The following is a 2,629-nucleotide window of genomic DNA, read 5'->3' on the forward strand; positions in this document are numbered from 1 at the left end:
GTGCTGGAGGCGGTACGCCACAGCTTCGGCTTCGACCGGCCGCTCTACGTGCAATATGTGACGATGATGGAGAAGATCTTCGTCACCGGCGATCTGACCTCCTTCGTCAATCGTGGCTGGAAGGTGGTGCCGGCGGTCATGGATTCGATCCCGGTCACGCTCTCGCTGGTGTTCGGAGCGGCGATCCTGTGGGTGGTGGTCTCCATCATCATCGGCATCGCCGCCGCCGCCACGCGCGGCAGCTGGCTGGACAAGCTGCTGATGGCGCTAGGGCTGCTCGGCATTTCCATGCCGGTCTACTGGCTGGGCGAGGTGATGAACCTGATCACCCAGAGCCGCTACCACGACAGCTGGGCGTTCTCCTGGGTGCCGCCGCTCGGCTACAAGAATTTCTCCGACGATCCGAAGGGCTGGTTCCTGACCCTGGTCATTCCGTGGATCACACTGTCCATTCTCTATATCGGTATTTACGGGCGCGTGCTGCGCGCGGCAATCATCGAATCCCTGCAGGAAGACTATATCCGCACGGCCCGGGCCAAGGGGCTGTCGGAGACCCGCATCCTGCTGCGCCATGCCTTGCGCACGTCGCTCATCGCATTCGTCACTCTGTTCGGCCTGGACTTCGGTGCGCTGGTCGGAGGCTCAGCCCTGCTGACGGAGGTGGTGTTCGGGCTGCACGGCATCGGCAAGCTCACTTACGACGCTCTGCAGAATCTCGATCTGCCGATGATCATGGCAACCGTGATGTACGCGTCCATGTTCGTGGTCATCGCCAATGCGGTCGTCGATTTCGTCTACATCCTTCTCGATCCGCGCCTGAGGACATCATGATACTGTCGGTGCGCGACCTCAGAGTTTCCTTCCGCACAAATGATGGCCTGGTGCGGGCCATCGATGGCGTTTCCTTCGACCTTAAGGAGAGCGAAATCCTCGGCGTCGTCGGTGAGTCCGGTTCCGGCAAGACCGTGTCGCTGCTGGCCGTCATGGGTCTCATCACCGATCCCAACGCCACCATCGAAGGGTCGATCCGCTACAAAGGCCGCGAACTCGTGGGACTGCCCGCGCGCGAGCTCAGGCGCCTGCGCGGCAACGAGATCGCGATGATCTTTCAGGATCCGATGACCGCGCTGACGCCTGTCTACACGATCGGCTGGCAGATCGCCGAACAGATCCGCGCGCATCGCAGCATCAGCAAGTCCAAGGCGATGGAGCGCGTAGAAGAATTGCTGGCCGAGGTGAATTTTCCCAACCCGCACGAGGCGATGTCGCGCTATCCGCACCAACTGTCCGGAGGCATGCGTCAACGGGCGGTGATCGCAATGGCTTTGTCCTGCAATCCCGCGCTTCTGGTGGCTGACGAACCGACCACGGCGCTCGACGTCACCGTACAGGCCGGCATTCTCGATCTGGTGCGCAAGCTGCGCGCGACGCACAAGTCGGCGGTCGTCTTCATCACACATGACATGGGCGTGGTCTCCGAACTCGCCGACCGGGTCATGGTCATGTATGCCGGCCGCGTGGTGGAGCGCGGCAGTCGCATGGAACTGTTTTCCGATCCGCGACACCCCTATACGCGCGCGCTGCTGGGTTCAATCCCGCCGCTGACCGGCGAAAAACCACGGCGCTTGCCGGCCATTCCCGGTTCGCCGCCGTCATTGCTGCGATTGCCGCAGGGCTGTGCGTTCGGTCCGCGGTGCCCGGTTCACTACGAGCCCTGCGAGGCCGGCAAGCCCGACCTCGGGAGCGGCACCCATGCCGCGGCATGCTTCAGGGTGGCACAGGCATGAGCGGACCGATGATCGACAAGAACCGCCCAATCCTCGAGACGCGTTCGCTGGGCAAGCGCTTTTCCATCGGGAGCCGTTTTTCCGCCGAAGGCAAGCGAACCGTTCATGCGGTCGACAATGTTTCCCTGACCGTGTGGCGCGGCGAGACGGTCGGGCTGGTCGGCGAATCCGGATGCGGCAAGTCCACGCTGGCGCGTTGCCTGGTGAGGCTCTACGACATATCGGACGGCGAGCTTCTGTTCGAAGGCAACGACATCACCTCCAAGTCGCTGTCCGAACTCAGGCCGCTGCGGCGCCGCCTGCAAATGGTTTTCCAGGATCCGTCGGCATCGCTCAATCCGCGCCGGCGCGTCGGCGACCTGGTGGCCGAGCCGCTGCGCATCCATGGCAGGCTCTCGTCGAGCGCGATCACCAAACGCGTGGCGGAACTGTTCGACCTTGTCGGCTTGCTGCCGGATCACGTCATGCGGTTTCCGCACGAATTTTCCGGCGGACAACGCCAGCGCGTCGGCATCGCGCGGGCTATTGCATTGAATCCGGACCTCGTGGTCCTGGACGAACCCGTCTCCGCGCTCGACGTGTCGGTGCAGGCACAAATCGTCAACCTGCTTGCCGATCTGCAGGAGAAGCTCAATCTCACGTACATCTTCATCGCCCACGACCTGTCGGTGGTGCGTCAGGTTTCAACCCGCATAGCGGTCATGTATCTCGGCTCGATCGTCGAGGAAGGGCCAGCGGAAGAGGTGTTCGCAGCACCAGCCCATCCCTATAGCCAGGCGCTGATCTCGGCGGTTCCCGTCGTGGAGACGACGCCCGGTGGTACGCGCAAGCGCATCATCCTC

Annotated in this window: 3 protein-coding genes; all 3 read left to right on the plus strand. The window is 62.9% G+C overall.

The genetic code is table 11. The features are described 5' to 3' along the window. Positions 1-831, plus strand: an 831-nt coding sequence (locus EOD15_RS32395) for an ABC transporter permease (protein WP_148129756.1), incomplete at its 5' end; no start/stop codon positions are given. Next, the gene (locus EOD15_RS32400; RefSeq protein ID WP_127319997.1) at positions 828-1,787 is read left to right on the plus strand and encodes an ABC transporter ATP-binding protein; all 960 of its coding nucleotides are present in this window, start codon (positions 828-830) and stop codon (positions 1,785-1,787) included. The genes EOD15_RS32395 and EOD15_RS32400, both read left to right, overlap by 4 nt. Continuing rightward, positions 1,784-2,629, plus strand: an 846-nt coding sequence (locus EOD15_RS32405) for an ATP-binding cassette domain-containing protein (protein WP_245463827.1), incomplete at its 3' end; no start/stop codon positions are given. The genes EOD15_RS32400 and EOD15_RS32405, both read left to right, overlap by 4 nt.

This window comes from Mesorhizobium sp. M7A.T.Ca.US.000.02.2.1, assembly GCF_003996995.1.
In the GTDB taxonomy this organism is placed as follows: Bacteria; Pseudomonadota; Alphaproteobacteria; order Rhizobiales; family Rhizobiaceae; genus Mesorhizobium.

Coding starts and splice junctions, on each gene's coding strand:
- EOD15_RS32400 (WP_127319997.1), top strand. CDS start 828: ATGATACTGTCGGTGCGCGACCTCAGAGTTTCCTTCCGCACAAATGAT.